The sequence below is a fragment of the Stutzerimonas azotifigens DSM 17556 genome (assembly GCF_000425625.1).
Lineage (GTDB): Bacteria > Pseudomonadota > Gammaproteobacteria > Pseudomonadales > Pseudomonadaceae > Stutzerimonas > Stutzerimonas azotifigens.
Genome location: NZ_KE384413.1, coordinates 141,252 through 161,552 on the forward strand (window position 1 = coordinate 141,252; position 20,301 = coordinate 161,552).

Annotated in this window: 22 protein-coding genes and 1 riboswitch; of the genes, 7 read left to right on the top strand and 15 right to left on the bottom strand. The window is 70.7% G+C overall.

Going from position 1 to position 20,301, the window contains the following annotated elements; translation table 11 throughout:
• Window positions 1-76 precede the first annotated feature (76 nt).
• Together H610_RS0117075 and H610_RS0117080 are read right to left on the bottom strand one after the other, a co-directional pair.
• Complete coding sequence (locus tag H610_RS0117075; protein ID WP_028240815.1) at window positions 77-970, bottom strand: NAD(P)-dependent oxidoreductase; 894 nt, start codon at window positions 968-970, stop codon at window positions 77-79.
• A gap of 58 nt (window positions 971-1,028) precedes the next feature.
• Window positions 1,029-2,231 carry an MFS transporter gene (locus H610_RS0117080; RefSeq protein WP_028240816.1) on the bottom strand — a complete coding sequence of 401 codons (1,203 nt, stop codon included), beginning with the start codon at window positions 2,229-2,231 and terminating at the stop codon, window positions 1,029-1,031.
• Between the two features lie 338 nt (window positions 2,232-2,569).
• Here H610_RS0117080 and nifB point away from each other — a divergent pair, with 338 nt between their 5' ends.
• Genes nifB through grxD form a run of 6 tightly spaced genes read left to right on the top strand, consistent with a single transcriptional unit; the run spans window position 2,570 to window position 6,054 of the window.
• A complete protein-coding gene (gene nifB, locus H610_RS0117085) occupies window positions 2,570-4,090 on the top strand; it encodes a nitrogenase cofactor biosynthesis protein NifB (protein WP_028240817.1) in 1,521 nt (506 codons plus the stop codon).
• Between the two features lie 11 nt (window positions 4,091-4,101).
• A complete protein-coding gene (locus H610_RS0117090; protein ID WP_028240818.1) occupies window positions 4,102-4,380 on the top strand; it encodes a 4Fe-4S binding protein in 279 nt (92 codons plus the stop codon).
• An 11-nt stretch (window positions 4,381-4,391) separates the two neighbouring features.
• On the top strand, window positions 4,392-4,808 hold the full coding sequence (locus tag H610_RS0117095; protein ID WP_028240819.1) for an ArsC/Spx/MgsR family protein: 417 nt from the start codon (window positions 4,392-4,394) through the stop codon (window positions 4,806-4,808).
• The gene (locus H610_RS0117100; RefSeq protein ID WP_043238857.1) at window positions 4,805-5,362 is read left to right on the top strand and encodes a nitrogen fixation protein NifQ; all 558 of its coding nucleotides are present in this window, start codon (window positions 4,805-4,807) and stop codon (window positions 5,360-5,362) included. The genes H610_RS0117095 and H610_RS0117100 overlap by 4 nt, the downstream gene beginning before the upstream one ends.
• Window positions 5,359-5,718, top strand: a complete 360-nt coding sequence (locus H610_RS0117105; protein WP_028240821.1) for a thiosulfate sulfurtransferase GlpE — start codon at window positions 5,359-5,361, stop codon at window positions 5,716-5,718. Before H610_RS0117100 ends, H610_RS0117105 begins: the two co-directional genes overlap by 4 nt.
• 3 nt (window positions 5,719-5,721) lie before the next feature.
• Entirely contained in the window at window positions 5,722-6,054 is a 333-nt protein-coding gene (gene grxD, locus H610_RS0117110) for a Grx4 family monothiol glutaredoxin (protein ID WP_028240822.1), read from the top strand.
• Between the two features lie 360 nt (window positions 6,055-6,414).
• On the opposite strand, the gene H610_RS0117120 is transcribed toward grxD, so the two are convergent.
• The 13 genes from H610_RS0117120 to btuB all read right to left on the bottom strand — a co-directional run bounded on the left by H610_RS0117120 (window position 6,415) and on the right by btuB (window position 18,993).
• Window positions 6,415-7,620 (bottom strand): MFS transporter, encoded by a 1,206-nt coding sequence (locus tag H610_RS0117120; protein ID WP_028240823.1) that lies wholly within the window; start codon window positions 7,618-7,620, stop codon window positions 6,415-6,417.
• Between the two features lie 84 nt (window positions 7,621-7,704).
• Window positions 7,705-8,436: an adenosylcobinamide-GDP ribazoletransferase gene (locus tag H610_RS0117125; RefSeq protein ID WP_028240824.1), complete on the bottom strand. Its 732-nt coding sequence runs from the start codon at window positions 8,434-8,436 to the stop codon at window positions 7,705-7,707.
• Window positions 8,421-9,002 carry an alpha-ribazole phosphatase family protein gene (gene cobC, locus H610_RS0117130; RefSeq protein ID WP_028240825.1) on the bottom strand — a complete coding sequence of 194 codons (582 nt, stop codon included), beginning with the start codon at window positions 9,000-9,002 and terminating at the stop codon, window positions 8,421-8,423. Before cobC ends, H610_RS0117125 begins: the two co-directional genes overlap by 16 nt.
• Window positions 8,999-10,051: a nicotinate-nucleotide--dimethylbenzimidazole phosphoribosyltransferase gene (gene cobT, locus H610_RS0117135; protein ID WP_028240826.1), complete on the bottom strand. Its 1,053-nt coding sequence runs from the start codon at window positions 10,049-10,051 to the stop codon at window positions 8,999-9,001. The genes cobC and cobT overlap by 4 nt, the downstream gene beginning before the upstream one ends.
• Window positions 10,048-10,572, bottom strand: coding sequence for a bifunctional adenosylcobinamide kinase/adenosylcobinamide-phosphate guanylyltransferase (cobU, locus tag H610_RS0117140; protein WP_028240827.1), 525 nt, complete (start codon window positions 10,570-10,572; stop codon window positions 10,048-10,050). The genes cobT and cobU overlap by 4 nt, the downstream gene beginning before the upstream one ends.
• Window positions 10,569-12,044, bottom strand: a complete 1,476-nt coding sequence (locus H610_RS0117145) for a cobyric acid synthase (protein WP_028240828.1) — start codon at window positions 12,042-12,044, stop codon at window positions 10,569-10,571. Before H610_RS0117145 ends, cobU begins: the two co-directional genes overlap by 4 nt.
• Entirely contained in the window at window positions 12,041-13,030 is a 990-nt protein-coding gene (gene cobD / locus H610_RS0117150; RefSeq protein WP_028240829.1) for a threonine-phosphate decarboxylase CobD, read from the bottom strand. Before cobD ends, H610_RS0117145 begins: the two co-directional genes overlap by 4 nt.
• Window positions 13,023-13,937: an adenosylcobinamide-phosphate synthase CbiB gene (gene cbiB, locus H610_RS0117155; protein WP_028240830.1), complete on the bottom strand. Its 915-nt coding sequence runs from the start codon at window positions 13,935-13,937 to the stop codon at window positions 13,023-13,025. The genes cobD and cbiB overlap by 8 nt, the downstream gene beginning before the upstream one ends.
• A gap of 55 nt (window positions 13,938-13,992) precedes the next feature.
• Window positions 13,993-14,637, bottom strand: coding sequence for a 5,6-dimethylbenzimidazole synthase (gene bluB, locus H610_RS0117160; RefSeq protein ID WP_028240831.1), 645 nt, complete (start codon window positions 14,635-14,637; stop codon window positions 13,993-13,995).
• The gene (locus H610_RS0117165) at window positions 14,634-15,926 is read right to left on the bottom strand and encodes a cobyrinate a,c-diamide synthase (RefSeq protein ID WP_028240832.1); all 1,293 of its coding nucleotides are present in this window, start codon (window positions 15,924-15,926) and stop codon (window positions 14,634-14,636) included. The genes bluB and H610_RS0117165 overlap by 4 nt, the downstream gene beginning before the upstream one ends.
• Entirely contained in the window at window positions 15,926-16,528 is a 603-nt protein-coding gene (cobO, locus tag H610_RS0117170; RefSeq protein ID WP_028240833.1) for a cob(I)yrinic acid a,c-diamide adenosyltransferase, read from the bottom strand. Before cobO ends, H610_RS0117165 begins: the two co-directional genes overlap by 1 nt.
• Window positions 16,528-17,103: a hypothetical protein gene (locus H610_RS0117175; protein ID WP_028240834.1), complete on the bottom strand. Its 576-nt coding sequence runs from the start codon at window positions 17,101-17,103 to the stop codon at window positions 16,528-16,530. Before H610_RS0117175 ends, cobO begins: the two co-directional genes overlap by 1 nt.
• Window positions 17,104-17,130: 27 nt before the next feature.
• On the bottom strand, window positions 17,131-18,993 hold the full coding sequence (btuB, locus tag H610_RS0117180) for a TonB-dependent vitamin B12 receptor (protein WP_028240835.1): 1,863 nt from the start codon (window positions 18,991-18,993) through the stop codon (window positions 17,131-17,133).
• 118 nt (window positions 18,994-19,111) lie between these two features.
• Window positions 19,112-19,328: riboswitch (cobalamin riboswitch) on the bottom strand.
• Window positions 19,329-19,475: 147 nt separating this feature from the next.
• On the opposite strand from btuB, the gene H610_RS0117185 reads away from it, so the two are divergent.
• A complete protein-coding gene (locus H610_RS0117185) occupies window positions 19,476-20,285 on the top strand; it encodes a metallophosphoesterase family protein (protein WP_028240836.1) in 810 nt (269 codons plus the stop codon).
• Window positions 20,286-20,301 lie beyond the last annotated feature (16 nt).

Consider the following 20,301-nt stretch of genomic DNA (forward strand, 5'->3'; position numbering starts at 1 on the left):
TTTCGACTGGCCCGGGACCGGATCGACTCCCCGGCGAGGCGGGTTTTCTTCCTGGCGGCGTCGTGCGGTTGCGGCCTCAGCGATCCTGCCTGGAGCGAAATTCGACCCCGAGCAGCTGTTCGTACACCTTGATCATGGCGCCCTTGTCCAGGTCGCCATGGCCTTGCAGCAGCGCGGTCTGGTAGGTCGCCGTGGCGGCCGCCAGCACGGGCAGGGGGATGCCCATCTGCGCGCTCAGCTGCGCACCGTGGACGAGATCCTTGTAGGCGTGCCTGAGCGGATAGCCGTTGCCGAATTCATTCTCCAGGATGTGCGGCAGGAAGCACTCGGACGCATGGCTGCGCCCGGTGCCGCTGTTGACCACCGCGGTGATCTTTTCCGCGTCCAGGCCGAGCTTGACGGCCATCGGCAGGATTTCCGCCAGCGCGGCGCAGTTGATGTCGAACAGCAGCTGATTGATCAGCTTGGTCAGCTGGCCGCTGCCCACCGGCCCCATATGGAGGATGTTCGAAGCCATGCTGCGCAGGTAGGGCTCGATGGCGGCGAACACCTTCTCGCTGCCCCCGCACATGGCGGTAAGGGTTCCGGCGGCGGCCCGCGAAGCCATGCCGGAAACGGGCGCGTCCATGAAACCGACCTGCCGCGCGGCGAGCCGGCGTTCGATCTCCAGGGTCTGCGAATAACCGATGGTGCTCGTATCGACCACGATGCTGCCGGGCCGCATCCATTGGGCGATGCCGTCGGCCGCGAACAACACCACCTCGACCACCGCATCGTCGGGCAGCGACAGGAAGACGATATCGCTCGCCGCCAGCATCTGCCGGTCATCCGTCGTCACCGCACCCAGCGCGGCCAGCTCGGGGTAGGCACGGCCGCTGCTCGAACTGACCATGAGCCCCGGGTGGGCACGCAGCAGGTTGGTCGCCATTGGGCAGCCCATCTGCCCCAGCCCGATGAACGAGATTTTCATGTCCAGCGCTCCTTGGATCTCTTTGTACGAATTGCCGATTCAAACCCGATCGCTATCCCTATGGCGACACCGTCCTCGGCGCCATCGGCAACAGCCAGGCGCCCAGGGCCGCGAGCAGCAGCGCCAGCCCCAGGGCCAGCAGCAGGCCGACCGGCCCGACGGCCTCCAGGAAGAACGCAGCCAGCAGCGGACCGCATGCCTGCGCGAGCAGGATGGGACGGGCCAGCAGCCCCATGCGCGCGCCATAACCCTCCACGCCGAAAAGCGCCAGGGGCAAGGTGCCCTTGGCGATGGTCTGGATCCCGTTGCCTGCGCCGTAGAGAACGATGGCGGCGAAGGCCACCCAGGGTTTGCCGGTCAGCAGGCAGAGCGTGCCGATCAGCAGGAGGGTCATGGCGATCCGGGCGGACCAGGTGGGCGCCAGGTTGCGCCCGACCGTGAACTCCAGCAGCCGCGCGCCGACCTGCGACGGTCCGATGAGCATGCCGATCGCCAGCGCCGTGGCCGTCGCCATCCCGAGCTGCCTCAGCACCTCGAGCAGGTGCACCGACAGGCTGACCGTCACGAAGGCCTGCAGGGTGAAGATGGCCGCGACCAGCAGGAACAGGCGGTCGTTCGGCATGGCCGTTGGCGCGATATGGCCAAGCGGGGTCGCAGGCCTGTCCATCCCTCCCCTTTTCCGGGTATCGGGAACCAGCAACAGGTGGATGGGCAGGGAAACGGCCAGCTGGGTGGCCGCCAGGACGAGGCAGGCCTGCCTCCAGCCGAACCATTGCTCCAATGCTGCGATGGCCGGCCAGGACAACGTGCTGGCCAGCCCGCCGAGCAGGGTCACCCCGGTCAGCGAGGGTTTGGCGTCCTTTCCCAGCAGCCGGCCCAGGGTGGCGAAGGCGGCGTCGTACAGCCCGCAGGCCATGCCGGCGCCCATCACCGTCCAGCCCAGGTAGTAGAGTGCCAGCCCGGGAGCCAGGCCGATCAGCGTCAGCCCCAGGGCGAGCAGGATCGAACTGGCCGCCAGCACCGACCGGCCACCGTGCCGATCGACCCGGCGCCCCATCCAGGGTGAAACCAGGCCGGCGGCCAACATGCCCCAGGAGAACCCGCCGACGATGAGCGTGGTCGTCCAGCCGGTGTCTTCGGAAATGGGCGTGGCGAGCACCGCCAGCAGGTAGTACGAGCAGCCCCAGGAGAGGATCTGGGTGATCCCCAGCGCGCCGACCAGGCGCAGGCGGGCCGCGCCCGCCGGAGGGTCGGCCGTCATGCGATACCCCCGGCCGGCAACATTCGGGTCGGCCGGCTCATCGCTCGACATCCGGCAGGCGTTGCAGCGGAGCGATCCTTCACGGTTTGCGGCCCTCTCGGCTGAGGTCACGGTGGGAGCGGCATCCTAGCAGCGTGATCCTGCCGGCGTCTGGCTATGTCGCAGCGTTTCGCTTGTCGCCTTTGCGACAGCCCCCTCCTCCGCCCGGCCGCTTTGTCCGTTGCGAAACAACGAATCGTTCATTCCCACCTTAAAATTTCCTTCAAAAACAATGGCTTGAAAAACAGGCACGCCCCTTGCTCCGCTAACGCCGACAGTCCTCTATTCGGAGACCGAACATGGAACTGAACGTACTGGGCCAGGACGAGGCCGGGCATGCCGCCGGGGGCGGTTGTTCAGCGGGTTCCTGCGGCAGCTCGGATGACCAGCTCGCGCACCTGCCCGAGCATATCCGCGAGAAAGTGCACAACCACCCCTGCTATTCCGAGGAGGCGCACCACTACTTCGCGCGCATGCACGTGGCGGTGGCGCCGGCCTGCAACATCCAGTGCCATTACTGCAACCGCAAGTACGACTGCGCCAACGAGTCTCGCCCGGGCGTGGTGTCCGAGCTGCTGGACCCCCTCCAGGCGGTGAAAAAGGTCAAGGCGGTGGCGGCGACCATCCCGCAGATGACTGTGCTCGGCATCGCCGGCCCGGGCGACCCGCTGGCCAATCCGCAGCGCACCTTCGAGACCTTCCGCATGCTGTCCGAGCAGGCGCCGGACATCAAGCTGTGCGTCTCCACCAACGGCCTGGCGCTGCCCGACTGCGTCGACGAGCTGGCCAGGCACAACATCGACCACGTGACCATCACCATCAACTGCGTGGACCCGGACATCGGCGCTGAGATCTACCCCTGGATCTACTGGAACAACAAGCGCGTCCGCGGGCGCAAGGCGGCGAAGATCCTCATCGAGCGCCAGCAGAAGGGTCTGGAGATGCTGGTCGAGCGCGGCATCCTGGTGAAGGTCAACTCGGTGCTGATCCCCGGGGTCAACGACCAGCACCTCAAGGAAGTCAGCCGCATCGTCAAGGCCAAGGGCGCCTTCCTGCACAACGTCATGCCGCTGATCGCCGAGGCCGAGCACGGCACCTTCTACGGCGTGATGGGCCAGCGCAGCCCGGAGCCGGAGGAACTGCAAGACCTGCAGGACGCCTGCGCCGGCGACATGAACATGATGCGCCACTGCCGCCAGTGTCGCGCCGATGCGGTGGGCCTGCTCGGCGAGGACCGCGGCGACGAATTCACCCTCGACAGGATCGAGACCATGGACATCGACTACGAGGCGGCGATGGTTAAGCGCGCCGCCATCCATGCGGCGATCAAGGAGGAACTGGACGAACGCGCGGCGAAGAAGGCGCGCCTGGCCACGCCGGCCGGGCCGCGCCTCGTCGGCGTGGCGGACAAACATCATCGCCCGGTGCTGATGGCGGTCGCCACCAGCGGCGGCGGGCTGGTCAACCAGCATTTCGGCCATGCCCGCGAGTTCCTCGTCTACGAGGCTTCGCCGGCCGGGGTGCGCTTCATCGGTCATCGCAAGGTCGAGCAGTACTGCGTCGGCAACGACAGCTGCGGCGACAAGGAAAGCGCGCTGTCGGGCAGCATCCTCGCGCTCAGGGGCTGCGAGGCGGTGCTCTGCTCGAAGATCGGCTTCGAACCCTGGGGCGAGCTGGAGGCCGCCGGCATCCAGCCCAACGGCGAGCACGCCATGGAGCCCATCGAGGAAGCGGTGCTGGCGGTGTACCAGGAAATGATCGCCGGCGGCCGCCTCGATGCGAGTCCGGAACGGACAGCGGAGCAATGCCTGATGGCATGAGGAGGTGGAGCATGGCACTGCGAATCGTCGACAGCTGCGTCAACTGCTGGGCCTGCGTGGACGTCTGTCCCAGCGAGGCGATCAGCCCGGGCGCCACGCATTTTCGCATCAGCGCGCACAAGTGCACCGAATGCGACGGCGACTATGCCGAACAGCAGTGCGCGAGCATCTGCCCCATCGAGGGCGCGATCCTGCTGGCCGACGGCAGCCCGGCCAACCCGGCCGGATCGCTGACCGGCATTCCGCCAGAGCGGCTGGCCGAGGCCATGCGCGCCATCCAGGCCCGCTGAAGGAGGCGCCCATGTCCTGCATCATCTTCTACGAGAAACCCGGCTGTGCCACCAACCGCCTGCAGAAGGAGCTGCTGCGCTCGGCGGGCATCGAGCTGGAGGTGCGCAACCTGCTGCACGAAGCCTGGACGCCGGAACGCCTGCGGCCGTTCTTCGGCGCGCTGCCGGTGGCCGAATGGTTCAACCCCTCGGCGCCGGCGATCAAGTACGGCGAGCTGGACCCCGCGGGGCTCACCGCCGAGCAGGCGCTGGCGCTGATGGTCGCCCACCCGCTGCTGATCCGCCGCCCGCTGATCCGCTGCGGCATGCGCTACATGGTCGATTTCGACCTGATCGGCATCAACGCCTGGCTGCCCTGCCACGGCCGCCTGCCGGCGCTGGCGCCGGACATCAGCGGCTGCCGCCCTGCCGCGAGCGCCTCGCGATGAACGGCGTCGCGCTGCGTCTGCAGATTCGGGTCGAGAGCAATGCGGCCTGGCTGGCGCAGATCGTCCGCGCCCAGCGCGAAGGACGCAGCTGCCTGCCGGCACATCTCGGGCTCGATGCCAGGCAGTACGCGGCGCTGCTCGCGCGCCATGGCCTGCGGCCGCTCGTCCGCGGCGCCGAGGACGGCCTGCTCGGCGAGCGTGACGCCCTGCGCGAGGAGCTGCTGGCGCTGCGCCGCGAGGAATGGCAGGAATTGCGCGATCTGCTGCTGGCCGGGCAGGACGACCGCGGCGAGCCGGCGATGGCCGCCATCGTCGCCGCCGCCTGCCTCGGCGGAGAACACCTGTGGCGCGACCTGGGCCTCGATTCACGGGCGCAGCTGCATGCGCTGCTGATGCACAACTTCCCGCACCTGGCCGTGCGCAACACCCAGGACATGCGCTGGAAGAAATTCTTCTACAAACAATTGTGCGAACAGGGCGGCGGCTACGTCTGCCGTTCCCCCTCCTGCGAAACCTGCCCGACCTACCACGACTGTTTTGGAGAAGAGCGATGAGCGATTACCAACGCATCGGTGTCGAGCAGGCCGAACGGCTGCTCGCCAGCGAGAACGCCATGCTGCTGGACATGCGCGACGCCCGCACCTACTGCCAGGGCCATGACCCGCACGCCACCCGCCTCAGCGAGCTGAACCTGCGCACGCTGCTCAAGAGCACACCGCCCCACGTCCACCTGATCATCTGCTGCGACCGCGGGCATGCCAGCCGTGACATGGCGCAGTTGTTCAGCGACTTCGGCTTCGTCAACTGCTACAGCCTGGACGGCGGCTACGAGGCCTGGAAGGCCCGGCCGCTGTATCCACGGCAAAGCCCGAACGCGCGCAGCGCTCAGCCTGCGCTGGCGATGGAGTGACCCATGCAGATCCTCGATACCGAAGCCCGTATCCGCCAGCAGCTCGCCGAGCATCCGGTGCTGCTGTACATGAAGGGCACGCCGGACGCGCCGGAGTGCGGCTTCTCCCACGCCGCGGTGGCGGCGCTGAAGAACAGCGGCCGGCCGTTCGCCACGGTCAACGTGCTGCTGGCGCCGCATATCCGCGAGAAGCTGCCGAAGATCTCGCAGTGGCCGACCTACCCGCAGCTTTTCCTGCGCGGCGAGCTGGTCGGCGGCTGCGACATCATCCTCGGCCTGGAAGCCGACGGCAGCCTGGCCGCGCAGCTCGATGCCGCCCTCGCGGCGGAAACCTAGGCAGGGGCGAGCGTAGGCTGATCGTACCGAGGCGAAGATGATCTCCGGGGCGTTGAAAGACCGATGAGATTCTGGCAGGCCTGCGGCCTGCATCGCCGCGAGGGCGCGCCTGCCACAGAATCGCCTTTCGTGGGAGGCCCGCCCTCGGGGCGATGCTTTTGTGGGAGCGGTCTCGACCGCGAACCTGGCCCCTTGAGTTCACGGGTCGAGACCGCTCACGAAAAGCCCGACGCCCGCGCCCCGCTCAGCAGACTCCGACGCCCAGCTGCAGCAGCGCCATCCCGCCCTGCGCCCAGCCCCACCAGGCCAGGGCCAGCATCGACGCACCCGCGGCCAGCCAGAGCGGCAGCAACCGCCGGCTCACGGCGCCACCGCGTCGCGCAGGCGCGCTACCGGCTGCTCGCGCACCGGCCAGTTGAGCGCCGCGGCCATCAGGCTGAGCAGGATCGACAGTTGCCATACCAGGTCGTAGCTCCCCGTGTGGTCGTACAGGTACCCGCCCAGCCAGCCGCCGAGGAAGGCGCCGATCTGGTGGAACAGGAAGGCGATGCCGCCGAGCATCGACAGGTTGCGCACGCCGAACAGCGTGGCGACCGTACCGTTGGTGAGCGGCACCGTGGACAACCATAGCAGCCCCATGGCGATGCCGAAGGCGTAGGCCGTGACCGTGCTGACCGGCAGCACGACGAAAGCGGTGATCACCGCGCCGCGCAGCAGATAGATGGCCGTCAGCAGGCGCGGCTTGGACATCCGTCCGCCGAGCCAGCCGGCGGCGTAGGTGCCGACGATGTTGAACAGCCCGACCAGCGCCAGCACCGTGGTACCTACCGTCGCCGGCAGGTGCTGGTCCACCAGGTAGGCGGGCAGGTGCACGCCGATGAAGATCAGCTGGAAGCCGCAGACGAAGAAGCCCAGCGCCAGCAGCCAGAAGCCCGGGTGCACGGAGGCCTCGCGCAAGGCCTCGACGAGCGTCTGGTCGTGGGCCTGGGCCGCGACCGGCCGGTCCTTCAGCAGGCCGGCCAGCGGCACGATCAGCGCCACCAGCAGCCCCAGCGCCAGCAGCGCCGAGGACCAGCCGAGCCAGCCGAGCAGCCCCAGCGTGCCCGGCAGCATGGCGAACTGGCCGAAGGAGCCGGCGGCGCTGGCGATGCCCATCGCCATGCTGCGCTGCTCCGGCGCGACGGCGCGGCCGACGGCGCCGAGCAGCACCGAGAACGAGGTGCCCGACAGCCCGACGCCGATCAGCAACCCGGCGCTCAGCGACAGCGACCAGGGCGAGTCGGCCAGCGCCATCAGGCCCAGCCCGGCGGCATAGAGCACGCCGCCGACTACCACCGTGCGCGCCGCGCCGAAGCGGTCGGCGATGGCGCCGGCGAAGGGCTGCGTCAGGCCCCAGATGAGGTTCTGCAGCGCGATTGCGAAGGCGAACACCTCGCGGCCCCAGCCGAATTCGGCGCTCATCGGCGGCAGGAACAGGCCGAAGCCGTGGCGGGTACCGAGCGACAGGGCCATGATCAGGGCGGCCGAGGCGAGTACCCAGGCGCTGGTGCGGGATAAGGCAGTCATCAGTCAGGTCCTTTGGGGAGGCTGGCGTCTGCGCGCCATGGCCGGCGATCTATAGTGCCGCCGCCGGGCGGTTTGGCAAGCCTTTCAGATCAGCGCGAGGCCCAGCAGCACCGCCGCCTCGGTCAGTTCGACCAGCGCGCCGGCGGTGTCGCCGGTGGTCCCGCCGATCCGCCGCCGCATCGAGCGCCGTGCCAGCAGGAAGACCAGCCCCGCCAGCACCAGCGCCAGCAGCGCCTCCCCCGCCCACAGCAGCACGGCGGCCAGCGCCACCCCGGCGAGCACCCAGAGGGCCACCCTCGCCGGCAGGTGGTCGGCCAGCGCCTGCCCCAGGCCGCCGGCGCGCACGTAGGGCGTGCACAGGAACAGCGCCAGCAAGGCGCTGCGGCCGAGCAGCGGCGCCAGCAGCAGCGCCGCGCCGGCGCCACGGTCGAGCAGCGCGACCAGCGCGGCGAACTTGAGCAGCAACAGCAATACCAGCACCACCACTGCCGCCGGGCCGCTGCGCGGGTCCTTCATGATCGCCAGCGTGCGCTCGCGATCGCCCAGGCCGCCAAGCCAGGCGTCGGCGCTGTCGGCCAGCCCGTCCAGGTGCAGGGCGCCGGTGAGCGCCACCCACAGGCTCAGCAGCAGGGCCGCCCGAAGGAACGTCGGCGCCTCGGCCAGCAGCGCGCCGGCCAGCCAGAGCACGGTGCCGAGCGCCAGCCCCACCAGCGGATAGCACAGCAGCGAGCGGCCGATGGCGCTCGGGGTCGGCATGCCGGGCAGGCGCACCGGCACGATGGTGAGGAACTGCAGGGCGATCAGCAGGGGCTGCATGGGGGCGCCTCGGCCAGGCAGGCCGGATCGAAGCCGTGCAGGCTGGCGTGGCCAACCTCCACCTCCAGTAGCCGCTCGCGCGGCAGGCCGCGCTGGCGCGCCAGCAGCAGGCGCATGACGCCGCCATGGCCGATCACCAGGACGCGACCCTGGCGAAAACGTGCGACCAGCCGTTGCATGGCCGCCAGTGTCCGGGCCTCGAAGGCCACCAGCGGCTCTCCGAACGGAGGCGTATGCCCATAAGGATCGGCCCAGAAAAGGCCGAGCGCCTCGGCGTGGGTCTGCATCAGCTCGGCGGCGGTGCGTCCCTCCCAGAGGCCGAAATGCAGTTCGCGCAGGTCGGGCTCGATGATCAGCGGCAGGCCGGTCGATTCCGCCAGCTCCGTAGCGAAGGCGGCGCAGCGCTGCAAGGGCGAGCTGACCAGCACGTCCCAGGGACCGGCGCCGACCAGCGCCTGGCGCATCTGCTGCCAGCCACGGGCGGTCAGCGCATCGTCGAGGCTGCCGCGCAGGCCGCCGCCCCGCTCGGTTTCCCCGTGGCGCAGCAGGTCGATGCGCGCGCTCACGCCGGCCGCTCCGACACCGCGGCCTCGGCGAAGGTCGCCATGCCGACGTGCAGCGCGCAGGCCTGCTGCAGCAGCGGTACCGCCAGCGCCGCCCCGCTGCCCTCGCCCAGGCGCAGGCCGAGATCGAGCAGCGGCTCGGCGTCCAGCGCGTCGAGCACGGCGGCGTGGCCTGGCTCCGCGGAGCGGTGGGCGAAGAACAGCCAGGACCAGCAGCCGGCATTCAGGTTCACCGCCAGCAGCGCGGCGACCGTGCAGATGTAGCCGTCCACCAGCGCCGCGATGCCCTGCTGCGCGCAGGCCAGGTAGGCGCCGGCCAGCGCGGCGAGCTCGAAGCCGCCGAGCCGCCGCAGCGCCTCCAGCGGCTCGTCGCAATGGGGCCGGTGCAGGGCCAGGGCGCGCTCGATCACCGCCGCCTTGTGCGCGACGCCGGCGCCGTCGAGCCCGGTGCCCGGGCCGACCAGCTCGGCGGCCGGCCGATCGAGCAGCACGCAGGCCAGCGCGCAGGCAGCGGTGGTGTTACCGATGCCCATCTCGCCGCCGATGAACAGCCGCGTGCCGGCCACCCGCGCCCGGGCCACGGCGTCGGCGCCGGCCTGCAGGGCCAGCCGGCACTGCTCGGCGCTCATCGCCGGCGCGCGGGTGAAGTTCGCCGTGCCCGGCCCCAGCGCCAGGCGCCGAACGCCTTCCAGTGCAGCGCCCGACACCGTGCCCAGGTCGAGCACCTCCAGCGGGGCGCCAAGCCGCTCGGCGAGCACGCTGATGGCCGCACCGCCGCGCACGAAGTTGCGCAGCATTTCGCCGGTCACTGCCTGCGGAAAGGCCGACACGCCCTCCTCCACCACGCCGTGGTCGCCGGCGAACAGGCTGATCCAGAGCGGCTCGGCGCGGGGCCGCGAGTCGCCCTGCAAGGCCGCGAGCTGCACCGCCAGGCTCTCCAGCAGGCCCAACGAGCCCTGCGGTTTGGTCAGCGTACGCTGCCTCTGCAGCGCCGCCTCGCGTACCTGCGCATCGGGCTGCCGGCACGCGGCGGTCCACCAGGCCGCGCTCACAGCGGCGCACCCTTCAGCACGCAGGGCAAGCCGGCCACGCTGAACACCACCCGCTCGGCCTCGGCGGCCACCGCCTGGTGCAGCCAGCCGGCCTCGTCGACGTAGCGCCGCGTGAGTTCGCCAAGCGGCACCACGCCCAGGCCGGTCTCGTTGCTCACCAGGATCACCCTCCCGGGCAGCGACGGCAGCCGCTCGAGCAGGGCCCGGCGTTCGGCGGCCAGGCGCTGCGGATCGTCGAGCAACAGCAGATTGGTCAGCCACAGCGTCAGGCAGTCGACCAGCAGGCAGCGCCTCGCCCCGCTCTGCTCGGCGAGCACGCGCGCCAGCTCCAGCGGCTCCTCCACCAGCTGCCAGCCGGTCGGGCGGCGCCGGCGATGATGGGCGACGCGTTCAGCCATTTCCGCGTCCAGCGCCTGGCTGGTGGCGATGTAGACGACCTCCAGCCCGCTGGCAGTGGCCAGGCGCTCGGCCAGGGCGCTCTTGCCCGAGCGGGCACCGCCGAGGATCAGTTCGACACTCATGGGGTTTCCTCTTCGCGGGCGTCCAGCCCGCACAGCGCGCGCAGCCGCGCGGTGTCCAGATGCGCCTCGACCAGATCGGCAAGGCGCTCGATGTCGCGCTCGCGCAGGGCGGCGTAGTCGGCCGTCTCGGCCTGGCGCAGGCCGGCCCAGCGCAGCAGCGCGGTGCAGGCCGCCGGGTTTTGGAACAGGCCGTGCAGGTAGGTGCCGCACAACTGGCCGTCGACGCTGAGCGCGCCATCGGTACGGCCGTCGGCCAGGGTGACGGCAGGCCGGTCCAGCGCCGGTCCCCGGCTCACGCCCGCGTGAATCTCGTAGCCGGACACCGGCGCCCCCTCCAGCCAGAGCGCCCCGGCAACGTTGCGCAGCTGCTTCTCGGCCTGCAGTTCGGTGGAAAAATCGAGCAGGCCCAGCCCGTCGCAACGGCCCGGCGGGCCCTCCAGCCCGAGCGGATCGTCGATCGAGCGGCCAAGCATCTGGAAGCCGCCGCAGATGCCCAGCAGCCGGCCGCCGTAGCGCAGGTGCCGGCGGATCGCCTCGTCCCAGCCGGCGGCGCGCAGGCGTTCGAGGTCGGCGCGCACGCTCTTCGAGCCGGGCAGCACCATCAGCTCGGCCGGCGGAATCGGCTCGCCGGGACCGACGAAGCGCAGGTCCACCTGCGGGTGCAGGCGCAGCGGGTCGAAGTCGGTGTGGTTGCTGATACGGGGCAGCACCGGCACCACCACCCGCAGCAGCTCGCCGGCCTTGGCCGCCTGCCGCGCGTCGATCGCATCCTCGGCCTCCAGGTGCAGGTCGTGCAGATACGGCAGCACGCCGAGCACGGGCTTGCCGGTGTATGCCTCGAGCCAGTCCAGCCCTGGCTGGAGCAGGGCCAGGTCGCCGCGGAAACGGTTGATGACGAAGCCGGCGACGCGCGCCCGCTCGCTCTCCGACAGCAGCGCCAGGGTGCCGACCAGGTGGGCGAACACGCCGCCGCGGTCGATGTCGGCGATCAGGATCACCGGGCAGTCCACCGTCTCGGCGAAGCCCATGTTGGCGATGTCGTGCTCGCGCAGGTTGATTTCCGCCGGCGAGCCCGCGCCTTCCACCAGCACCAGTCGGTAGGCCTCGCGCAGGCGCCGGTGCGAGGCCAGCACCGCCGCGCGGGCGACGCGCTTGTAGTGGTGGTAGGCGCACGCATCCATGTTGCCCACGGCACGGCCGTGAACGATGACCTGTGCGCCGACATCGCTGTTGGGTTTGAGCAGCACCGGGTTCATGTCGGTGTGCGGCGCCAGCCCGCAGGCCAGCGCCTGCACCGCCTGGGCTCGGCCGATCTCGCCGCCGTCGGCGGTGACCGCGGAATTGAGCGCCATGTTCTGCGGCTTGAACGGCGCCACCTGCACGCCCTGGCGGCGGGCCCAGCGGCCGAGCGCGGTCACCAGCGTGCTCTTGCCGGCGTCGGAGGTGGTGCCCTGCACCATGAGCGTGGTCATGCCCGTAGCCCTCGCCAGCGGAGCGCCTCGTCGAGTCGCGCCCATTGCGCGTCGTCCGCCGGCAGCCCCAGGCGCACGCTCGACGGGTGACGGAACAGCCGCACCAGAATGCCGCGGCTGGCCAACGCGTCGGCGAGCGCCGCGGCGCGGTCGGTCAGCACCCACTGGAAGAGCGCGCAGCCGCCCGCCGGCGTCAGCAGATGGCGGCGCAGCGATGCCTCCAGACGCCGGCCGTCCTGCAGCAGCCGCTCGCGCTGCTGCGCCTGGGCGGCTTGATCGGCGAGCAGCGCGGCGGCCACCGCGCGGGTCGGACCGGCCACCGTCCAGGGTCCCAGTTCGGCCTCCAGACGCCCCAATAGCGCCGCTTCGGCGAAGACGAAGCCGAGCCGGGCACCGGCCAGGCCGAAGAACTTGCCGAACGAGCGCAGCACGATCAGCCCCGGCCGCGGGCAGCAGGTGGCCAGGCTCTGCTCGGGGGTGCAGTCGACGAAGGCCTCGTCGACGACCAGCCAGCCGCCGTGCTCGGCCAGTTCGGCATGCCAGGCGAGCAACTGCGCCGGGGCGATGCGTCGCCCGGTGGGGTTGTTCGGGTTGACCACCACCAGCACGTCGAGCCGGCGGGCCGACCGCCGCGCGGCGCCTTCGCTGAAGGTCAGCACCTGGTGTCCGGCGCGTTGCCAGGCGTGCGCGTGCTCGCCATAGCAGGGCGAGACGATGCCCACCTCGGCGCGCGGGCGCAGCCGCGGCAGCGCCTGGATGGCGGCCTGGCTGCCGGCCACCGGCAACAACGACGGGCTGCCGTAGTAGCCGGCCGCCGCCGCCAGCAGGCCGTCGTCCGGTTCGGGCAGGCGCGTCCAGGCCTCGGCGGGCAGCGGCGGCAAGGCCGGGCCATAAGGCGCGATACCGGTGGACAGGTCCAGCCAGCCGGACAGGGGAATGCCGTAGCGGCGCGCCGCCGCGCGCAGGCGTCCACCGTGCTCAAGCATCGAGCCAGCCTCCCAGCAGCAGCAGCAGCGCCAGCCACAGGCCGACGCCGCCCCACACCAGGTCCAGCGCGCGCTCGATGTCGCGGGCGTCCGGCGCCGGCCCCTCGCCCAGCGCCGGGCGCAGGTGCGCCACGCCGTGATAGATCGCCGGCCCGCCGAGCGACACGCCGAGTGCGCCGGCCCCGGCGGCCATCACCGGCCCGGCGTTGGGGCTGTCCCAGGCCCTGGCCTGGCGTGCCCAGCAGCGCAGCGCGGTTCGCGTCCGCCCGAGCAGCGCATAGGTCAGCGCGGCCAGCCGCGCGGGGATCAGATTGAGCAGGTCGTCGATGCGCGCGGCGGCCCAGCCGAAGCGCTCGTAGCGCTCGATCCGGTAGCCCCACATGGCGTCCAGGGTGTTGCTCAGACGGTAGAGCACCACGCCCGGGGCGCCGGCCACGGCGAACCAGAACAGCGCGGCGAACACCGCGTCGCTGCCGTTCTCCAGCACCGATTCGGTGGCGGCGCGGGCCACGCCCGCCTCGTCCAGGGCCGCGGTGTCGCGGCTGACGATGCGTCCGACCCACCGGCGCGCCTGCGCCAGGTCGCCCTCGCGCAGCGCCTGGACGATCGGCAGCACGTGGTCGCCCAGGCTGCGCAGGCCGAGCGCGAGGTACAGCAGCGCCACCTCCACCAGCCAGCCGACGCCCGGCAGCAGGCTCAGCAGCCAGGCGGCCAGGACCGGCGGCAGCACCGCCAGGCACCAGGCGGTGACCCCGTGGCTGCGCCAGCCGCGGCCGTCGGCGCCGTTCAGCCGCCGCTCGATGCGGTCGGCCAGGCTGCCGAAGGCCACCAGTGGGTGCGCACGCCTAGGCTCGCCGAACAGCAGGTCCAGCAGCAGCGCGGCCGCCACGGCCAAGGCCAGGCTCACGGGCGGGCTCCCGGCAGGGAAAAGAGACGGGGGTAGAGGCGCATCCGTTGCGTCATCAGCAGTTCCATTGGTTTTCCGACAGCAGTTCGTCCAGCGGCCGCGGCTCGGTCCAGCCTTCGAGCGCCAGCATCGGCGCCGGGTAGAAGGCCTCGACCGGTCCGAGGCAGAGGATCGCCACCGGCCGGGCGCCGGACGGCGCGCCGAGCAGTTCGGCCAGCGCCCCGGGGTCGAACAGCGAGACCCAGCCCATGCCGAGCCCCTCCGCCCGCGCGGCGAGCCAGAGATTCTGAACGGCGCAGGCGACGGACGCCAGATCCATTTCCGGCAGAGTGCGCCGGCCGAACAGGTGACCTTCGCGCCCGTCCATCAGCGAAACCACCAGCAGCTCGGCGCACTGGCCGATGCCCTCGACCTTCAACCGCATGAATTCGTCGCGCCGCTCGCCCAGCGCCTCGGCCGTGCGCTGGCGCTCCTGCTCGACCAGCGCAGCGATCGCCGCGCGCAGGTCGGGGCGGGTGATGCGGATGAACCGCCACGGCTGCATCAGCCCCACGCTGGGCGCCGCATGGGCGGCTTCCAGCAGGCGCGCGAGGGTGTCGGCCGGGACCTCGCCGCCGGCGAAGTGGCGCATGTCGCGGCGCTCGGCGATGGCCCGGTAGACTGCCGCGCGTTCCTCGGGGCTGAAGGCGTGCCCGCTCATGGCCGCAGCAGGCTCGCCGCCGCCCGCGGATCGGACGGCAGGTAGAAGTGGATGTAGGACGCTGTCAGCCGCCCGTGCCCGAACACCGCCTCGGCGGTGCCCCGCCCGTTCGGGCAGCTGCCGCGGACGAAGGGCTGCAGCGGCGATTCCAGCCGCGAGTAGTGGAAGCTGTGCCCGCGCAGGCGGCCTTCCGGCAGCGTCGCCTCCTGCAGCGCCAGCGCGGCCAGGCGCGACTGCATCCGCGCTTCACCGGGCAGCAGGCCGAGCATCGGCGCGCTGGCGCCGTCACGGTCGGTCAGGCGTTCGAGCAGGTAGAGCATGCCGCCGCACTCGGCGAGGATCGGCTTACCGGCGGCATGGTGCGCGTGGATGTCGTCGGCCAGGCCCTGGTTTTCGGCCAGGGCCCGCAAGTGCAGCTCGGGGTAACCGCCCGGCAGGTACAGGCTGTCCACCTCGGGCAGCCGCGAGCCGGCCAGCGGAGAAAAGAACTGCAGCGTCGCGCCGAGCTCGGCCAGCAGGTCGAGGTTGGCCTGGTAGAGGAAGGCGAAGGCGGCGTCCCGGGCGATGCCGATGCGCACGCCGTCGAGCAGCCGCGGGCGCTCGCCGGTCGCGCCGGGCTCGAAGCGCACCGGCGCCGGCAGGCGGGTGTCGGCACTGGCCGCCAGGGCATCGGCGGCCGCGTCCAGGCGCCGGTCGAGGTCGGCCAGTTCCTCGGCCGCGACCAGCCCGAGATGCCGGCTCGGCAGCTCGAAATCGCCTCCGCGCGGCAAGGCGCCGAACCAGCGCAGCCCCGCCGGCGTGGCGTCCCGCAGGATCTCGCCATGCCGCGCGCTGCCGACCCGGTTGGCCAGCACCCCGGCGAACGGCAGGTCCGGCTGGAAGCTCGCCAGGCCATGGGCCAGGGCGCCGAAGGTCTGCGCCATGGCCGCGCCGTCGATCACCGCCAGCACCGGCACGCCGAAGCGCCGTGCCAGGTCGGCGGCGCTGGGATTGCCGTCGAACAGCCCCATCACGCCTTCGATCAGGATCAGCTCGGCCTCTCCTGCGGCCTCCCACAGCAGGCGCCGCGACTCCGCCTCGCCGACCATCCACTGGTCGAGCTGGTAGACCGGCCGGCCGCTGGCGCGGGCGAGGATGGTCGGATCGAGGAAGTCCGGCCCGCACTTGAACACCCGCACGCGCTTGCCCTGGCGCGCATGCAGCCGCGCCAGGGCGGCGGTGACGGTGGTCTTGCCCTGACCGGAGGCCGGTGCGGCAATCAGCAATGCCGGGCAGGCTCGCACCGGCATCAGAACTCCACTCCCTTCTGTGCCTTCACCCCGGCCTTGAACGCATGCTTGACCAGCGTCATCTCGGTGACGGTGTCGGCGGCCTCGATCAGTTCCAGCGGCGCGCCCCGCCCGGTCACCACCACGTGCTGGCGCAGCGGCCGCGACTGGATGTCGTGCAGCACCCCGTCCAGGTCGAGGTAGCCGTACTTCAGGGCGATGTTCAGCTCGTCCAGGACCACCAGGCCGATACCCGGATCGGCCAGCAGTTCGACCGCCACCGCCCAGGCCTCGCGGGCCCTGGCGATGTCGCGCTGGCGGTCCTGGGTTTCCCAGGTGAAGCCTTCGCCCATGACGTGATAGCGCACCTCCCCGGGGAAGCGCCGGAAGAAGCTTTCCTCGCCGGTGCTGGCCGCGCCCTTGATGAACTGCACCACGCCGACCTTGATGCCATGGCCCAGCGCGCGGGCGACCATGCCGAAGGCCGAGCTGCTCTTGCCTTTGCCGTTGCCAGTGTGCACCAGCAGCAGGCCGTATTCGTCCTGGGCTTCGGCGATCTTCGCATCGACCACCGCCTTCTTGCGCTGCATGCGCGCCTTGTGCCGGGCGTCGCGCGCGTCCATCAGTGCACCTGCCGCGGACGCGTCAGGCGCAGCGCCGAGACGATGCCGAGGTGCAGCACCAGCGCCGTGCCGACGTAGAACGCCAGGTTGCCCAGGTGACGCGGCACGTACTGGGCGATGCGCGGCAGGAAGCCGGCCAGGGTCGGCTCCGGATAACGCCCGGAGAAGAAGTAGAAGGCCCCGCCGGAGATCAGGTAGGCGACGAAGCCCGCGACCAGCAGCGTCAATGCCAGCAGCGCCAGGCTGCGCAGGTCGTCGCGCTGCCAGCCGGCGAACAGCCGCCCGGCCAGCCACAGGCTGCCGTAGGCCGGCACCAGCGCCCAGTAGGCCGGCGACAGGCACCAGTCGCTGATGGTGCCGCTGGCCAGGGAACCGAAGTCCAGCACGGATGCCTCGGCGAACAGCAGCACGAACGTCCAGCGCGGACGCAGGTAGAAGCCGGCGAGGAAGAAGATCGACCAGCTGGCGCTGGGCAGGTTCTGGACGCTGGCGAAGTGCTGACCGCGGGTCATGGCCATCAGCAGGATCAGCGCGGCGCCTATTGCCAGTTGGGCGCGCGTGGACGGGGCGTGCATGGGAGTGCTCCTTCGTGGGGTTACCGGTTACAGGGCCTGGTAGCGGACGGTGAAGTACAGCGCGCGGCCGGGCTGCTCGTAGGTCTGGGTGGTTTCGTATTCGCGGTCGAACAGGTTCGCCAGCCTGGCCTGCAGCCGCCAGGCGTCGTCGAGGCGGTACTCGCCGCGCAGGTCCACCAGGGCATAGCCGGGCATGCGCGAATCCTCGGCGTTGCTCGCCTTGTCGAAGCGCTCGCTGGCCGCGTACAGCGAGGCGCCCAGGCCGACGGTGCCGAACTGGCGATCCAGGTCCAGGTTGAACTGGCGCTTGGCGCGGCGCTGCAGCAGGTGCCCATGGTTGGCCTTGCTGCGGTCCTGCGGGTCCATGAAGGTCAGGTTGGCGGCCAGGTCCCAGCCGGCCAGCACGGTGGCGACCGTGGTCTCGATGCCACGGATGCGCGCCACGTCGACGTTTTCCGGGCGCATGGGGCTGGTGCCCGCCCAGACGATCAGGTCCTCGATCTGGTTCTCGTAGGCGTTGACGCTCCACTCGCCCCAGCCGTGGCTGCCGCGGATGCCGATCTCGTAGCTTTCCGACTCCTCCGGCTTGACGTCCGGATTGCCGGCGGTATAGGCGCTGGCCGGGTAGTAGAGGTCGTTGAAGGTCGGCGCGCGGTAGGCGGTGCCGTAGGCGGCGGTCAGCGTCAGCGCCTCGCTCAGTTCGAAGCTGTAGCCCAGGCTGCCGGTGTCGTGCGAGCCGAAGAATTCGTCCTTGTCGCGGCGCAGGCCGGCCTGCACGCCATGGCGGCCGAAGGCGGCCTGGTACTGGACGAAGTAGCCACGGTTGTAGCGGCTGTCCTCGACATAGCTGTCGCTGCTGTCGATGCGGTCCTTCTGGTAGTCCATGCCGAGGGTCAGCAGCTGCGCCTCGCCGACATGGAAGTCGTTCTGCCAGGTGGCGCTGTCGCGGCGGGTGTCGAAGCGCGAGTAGAAGCGGCCGTCCTGGAAGTTGTCGCTCAGGTCCTCGCTGTGCCCGGCCTGCAGGGTGACGTCCCAGAACGCCTGCGGCGAGAAGCGCGCACGGCCGCTGATTGCCTGCAGCGAGCCGTCGCTGTACGCATCCCGGCCGCTGGCGCCGCTGCTGGAGCGGCTGTCGAAGTCGCTATGGTTCTCGCTCTGCAGCCAGCTGCCGTCGAGCTCCAGGCCGCTGTCGAAGCGATAGCCGGCGCGCAGGTGCCCGGACAGTTCGCGATAGCCGTCCGTGTCCGGCTCGAAGGCCCCAGGCGCGCTGCTGCGGTAGGCGCGGGCATTGATGCCGTCGGTGGACTCGCTGGACACGCCGAGGTTGAACCAGCCGTTGCCCTGCCCGCCCGCCACGCCGGCCGAGCCGCTGTAGCTCGAGCGCGAGCCGGCGCCCGCCGAGAAATAGGGCTTGAAGCCGTCGCCGCCGCGACGGGTGAAGATCTGGATTACCCCGCCCATCGCCTCCGAACCGTACAGGCTGGAACGCGGCCCGCGGACGATCTCGATGCGCTCGATCTGCTCCACCGGGATGCTCTGCAGCGCGGCGCTGCCGGAGGTGGCCGAGCCGACCCGGACGCCGTCGATCAGCACCAGCACGTGCTTGTCGCTGGTGCCGCGGATGGACACCGAGGTGCTTTTGCCGCGCCCGCCGTTGCTGGTGACGCTCACCCCGGCCAGGCGTTGCAGCAGTTCCGGCACGCTGCCCGCCTGCAGGCGTTCGATGTCGTCACGGGTGATCAGGCTGCTGGAGGCGATGGACACCGGGGAGTTGCCGGTGCGGCTGGCGGTGATCAGTTGCTGGCCCAGCAGCAGGGCGCCGTCGTGATCGGCCAGGACACAGGAAGGGAAACCCAGCAGCACCGCCGCCAGGGAAAGGGAATTGCGCATCGATCGAGGTTCTCCGTCGTGCCCGCCGCACGACTCAGGGTCGGTAACGACAGACGGAGGAACCCGCATGAGGAGGGAATACCCGCAAGGGCATGCACCCGCCCAGCGCCCGCCGCACTGTCAGTGAATGCGACAGGCCGGTCTCCGGGCTTGCGAGCGGCGGCGCGGATGCGCCTGCCCGAACCACACCTTCCCATGCCGAGCACAGTGGTATTCGTGGTTCACTACTCGCCTACCGTTGCGGGGGCAGCGCCGGAATCGTCGTTGCGACTGGACCGGCTTCCCTGTTTCACTCCTGGCACATGGCCAGGGGCACCTGAGGCGCGGCGAAGGTTAGAGCACCGCCGGCAGCGACGCAACCGCGGCCGGGTCAACCGAGGTTGAGCCGGTTTCACGATGACCGGGCCGTTCATCGGAACGCCGGCCGCCCACAGGCTTCGAATACAGCAACAGCGACCACGAGGCGACAGGATGCGAACCGAATGACCACCCTGCTGCAGATTTCCGACACCCACTTCGGCACCGAACTTCCGGACGTGGTGCAAGCCCTGGAGGACCACGTGCAGGAGCACGGCGCCGATCTGCTGGTGTTCTCCGGGGATATCACCCAGCGCGCCCGGCGCAGCCAGTTCGACGCCGCACAGGCCTTCCTGCGCCGGCTGGAAGGCCACGGCATCCCCCGCTCGCTGGTGATTCCCGGCAACCACGACATCCCGCTGTACAACCTGTTCGCGCGCTTCTTCGCGCCGTACCGCAATTACCGCCGGCACTTCGGCGATGACCTGGAGCCGAGCTACGAGAACGACCAGATGCTGGTCATCGGCCTCAACACCACCGCGCCGCGCCGGCACAAGGACGGCCTGGTCACGCCCGAGCAGGTGGAGGCGGTGTGCGAACGGCTGGCGCGCACGGACCCGGCCAAGGTGCGCATCGTGGTGGCGCACCAGCCGTTCGGCGCGATGGAACTGAGCGATCTGAGCAACCTGCAGCACGGCGCCGAGCCGGCCCTGCAGCGCTGGTCCGAGGCCGGGCTCGACCTGGTGATGGGCGGGCACATCCACCTGCCCTACGTGCTGCCACTGTCCAAGCAGTACCCGACGCTGGCGCGCGAGATCTGGATGGTGCAGTCCGGCACGGCACTGTCCTCGCGCATCCGCGGGCGCACGCCGAACTCCTTCAACCGGCTCAGGCTCAACCCGCACCGCCACGCACACAAGCACGTCTGCGTGGAACGCTGGGACCTGCTCGACGGCCGCTTCGTGCCCGGCTCGCACTTCAACCTGGAATGGTGAACGCCGCGGGCCTGCC

What these genes read in the sequence shown, in the direction of transcription:
- H610_RS0117075 (WP_028240815.1), bottom strand. Translation starts at nt 970, where the DNA reads ATGAAAATCTCGTTCATCGGGCTGGGGCAGATGGGCTGCCCAATGGCG.
- H610_RS0117080 (WP_028240816.1), bottom strand. Translation starts at nt 2,231, where the DNA reads ATGACGGCCGACCCTCCGGCGGGCGCGGCCCGCCTGCGCCTGGTCGGC.
- nifB (WP_028240817.1), top strand. Translation starts at nt 2,570, where the DNA reads ATGGAACTGAACGTACTGGGCCAGGACGAGGCCGGGCATGCCGCCGGG.
- H610_RS0117090 (WP_028240818.1), top strand. Translation starts at nt 4,102, where the DNA reads ATGGCACTGCGAATCGTCGACAGCTGCGTCAACTGCTGGGCCTGCGTG.
- H610_RS0117095 (WP_028240819.1), top strand. Translation starts at nt 4,392, where the DNA reads ATGTCCTGCATCATCTTCTACGAGAAACCCGGCTGTGCCACCAACCGC.
- H610_RS0117100 (WP_043238857.1), top strand. Translation starts at nt 4,805, where the DNA reads ATGAACGGCGTCGCGCTGCGTCTGCAGATTCGGGTCGAGAGCAATGCG.
- H610_RS0117105 (WP_028240821.1), top strand. Translation starts at nt 5,359, where the DNA reads ATGAGCGATTACCAACGCATCGGTGTCGAGCAGGCCGAACGGCTGCTC.
- grxD (WP_028240822.1), top strand. Translation starts at nt 5,722, where the DNA reads ATGCAGATCCTCGATACCGAAGCCCGTATCCGCCAGCAGCTCGCCGAG.
- H610_RS0117120 (WP_028240823.1), bottom strand. Translation starts at nt 7,620, where the DNA reads ATGACTGCCTTATCCCGCACCAGCGCCTGGGTACTCGCCTCGGCCGCC.
- H610_RS0117125 (WP_028240824.1), bottom strand. Translation starts at nt 8,436, where the DNA reads ATGCAGCCCCTGCTGATCGCCCTGCAGTTCCTCACCATCGTGCCGGTG.
- cobU (WP_028240827.1), bottom strand. Translation starts at nt 10,572, where the DNA reads ATGAGTGTCGAACTGATCCTCGGCGGTGCCCGCTCGGGCAAGAGCGCC.
- H610_RS0117145 (WP_028240828.1), bottom strand. Translation starts at nt 12,044, where the DNA reads ATGACCACGCTCATGGTGCAGGGCACCACCTCCGACGCCGGCAAGAGC.
- cobD (WP_028240829.1), bottom strand. Translation starts at nt 13,030, where the DNA reads ATGCTTGAGCACGGTGGACGCCTGCGCGCGGCGGCGCGCCGCTACGGC.
- bluB (WP_028240831.1), bottom strand. Translation starts at nt 14,637, where the DNA reads ATGAGCGGGCACGCCTTCAGCCCCGAGGAACGCGCGGCAGTCTACCGG.
- H610_RS0117165 (WP_028240832.1), bottom strand. Translation starts at nt 15,926, where the DNA reads ATGCCGGTGCGAGCCTGCCCGGCATTGCTGATTGCCGCACCGGCCTCC.
- cobO (WP_028240833.1), bottom strand. Translation starts at nt 16,528, where the DNA reads ATGGACGCGCGCGACGCCCGGCACAAGGCGCGCATGCAGCGCAAGAAG.
- H610_RS0117175 (WP_028240834.1), bottom strand. Translation starts at nt 17,103, where the DNA reads ATGCACGCCCCGTCCACGCGCGCCCAACTGGCAATAGGCGCCGCGCTG.
- btuB (WP_028240835.1), bottom strand. Translation starts at nt 18,993, where the DNA reads ATGCGCAATTCCCTTTCCCTGGCGGCGGTGCTGCTGGGTTTCCCTTCC.
- H610_RS0117185 (WP_028240836.1), top strand. Translation starts at nt 19,476, where the DNA reads ATGACCACCCTGCTGCAGATTTCCGACACCCACTTCGGCACCGAACTT.